This is a genomic window from Rhizobium lentis, assembly GCF_014200175.1.
In the GTDB taxonomy this organism is placed as follows: domain Bacteria; phylum Pseudomonadota; class Alphaproteobacteria; order Rhizobiales; family Rhizobiaceae; genus Rhizobium; species Rhizobium mulingense.
On the sequence record NZ_JACHBD010000045.1, the window covers coordinates 1 to 1,580 of the forward strand.

Annotated in this window: 1 protein-coding gene; it reads left to right on the forward strand. The window is 58.5% G+C overall.

All coding sequences use genetic code 11. From position 1 onward, the window contains the following. The first annotated feature begins 142 nt into the window (after window positions 1-142). On the forward strand, window positions 143-1,570 hold the full coding sequence (locus GGI60_RS31655) for an ISNCY family transposase (protein WP_183920513.1): 1,428 nt from the start codon (window positions 143-145) through the stop codon (window positions 1,568-1,570). The last annotated feature ends 10 nt before the right edge of the window (window positions 1,571-1,580 follow it).

The following is a 1,580-nucleotide window of genomic DNA, read 5'->3' on the forward strand; positions in this document are numbered from 1 at the left end:
TGTAGGAGCTATTTAGTAATGCGACAGTTGGGCCAGTTAGAGATGCGACAGTCTCGCCTCTCGACGTGCTGGTCAATGCCAACGTTGGGAGCAAGGATGACGACCTTCAGCCTGGTCGAGACCATGAGCGGTCGGAGTCGTCATGTCCTGTTTGATCACCATGTCGCAGAAAGAATTGCATCGCCTCGAAGTTGTTCAGAAGACCCGTGATCGACGCCTGAGCGTCGTCCAGGCGGCTGAGGTGCTCGATCTCAGCCGAAGTCAGGTTCACAGGCTGCTGCAGGCTTATGATCGTTCCGGTGAAGCCGGTCTTGTTTCGAAGAAGCGATCACGGCCGAGCAATCGGCGCCACAGCGAGGATTTTCGCAATGCGGCGCTGGATCTGATCCGCGAACGCTATCCGGATTTCGGTCCGACGTTAGCACGCGAGAAACTGATCGAACTGCATCAGATTTCGGTCGCCAAGGAGACGTTACGCCAATGGATGACCGAGGCCGGCATCTGGATCTCGCGACGCGAACGCAAGAAGCGGGTTTTTCAGCCGCGCGGCCGGCGGGATTGTCTCGGCGAGCTCGTCCAGATCGACGGTTCGCATCACTGGTGGTTTGAGAACCGCGGTCCCAAATGCGCCCTGCTCGTCTACATCGATGATGCTACCGGCAAGCTGCTGCATCTGCGGTTCGCCGGATCGGAGAACACCTTCGACTACCTGCATGCGACGAAGGCCTATCTGCAGCAATGGGGCAAACCTCTGGCATTCTATAGCGACAAGCACGGTGTCTTCCGCCCGGTCCATGCATCGGAGAAAGACCGGACGAGCGGCCTGACGCAGTTCGGTCGTGCCCTTTATGAGCTCAACATCGATATCATCTGCGCCAACACCCCGCAGGCCAAAGGTCGCGTGGAACGCGCCAATCAGACGCTGCAGGATCGATTGGTCAAGGAACTCCGGCTGCGCGGCATCGACACGATCGAGGCGGCAAACCTCTATGCACCGGCGTTTATTGCGGATTTCAATGTCCGGTTCGGCAAGCCGCCGCGCAATCCGAAAGACATGCACCGCCCCCTCGCCGCACATGAGAATCTCGATAGCGCCATGTGCCGCAAGGAGGTCCGCACGCTGTCGCAGTCCCTGACGTTACGCTACGACAAGGTCTTGTTCATTCTCGATCCGACGGAGCAGGCCAAGGCGCTGGCGGGTAAGAAGGTCGTTGTCTGCGACTATCCGGACGGTCGCCTCGAGATCATGCACGAGAGTTTTGCCCTGCCCTACAGAACCTTCGATAAGTTGCGATCGATACATAGACCCGAAGTCGTTGAGAACAAGCGTTTGGACGACATGCTTTCGATCGTCGCTGAGCTGCAGGCTGGACGTGAACTGCAGCGCAGTAAGAGCGGCCCGCGCCGCACCGGTCAGACGGATCATATGTTTGGGATACCGGATGGCAGCCAGGGCAACGGTTATCAAAAGCGTGGTCGCAAACCCGGCCGGCGGACGGACTTCATGAACGATCCGGAAGTCATTGCCAAACGGCAGAAGGCGCTGGCGCGGATGGAGGCTGCGGAATGAATGGTGTCGG

Coding starts and splice junctions, on each gene's coding strand:
- GGI60_RS31655 (WP_183920513.1), top strand. CDS start 143: ATGTCCTGTTTGATCACCATGTCGCAGAAAGAATTGCATCGCCTCGAA.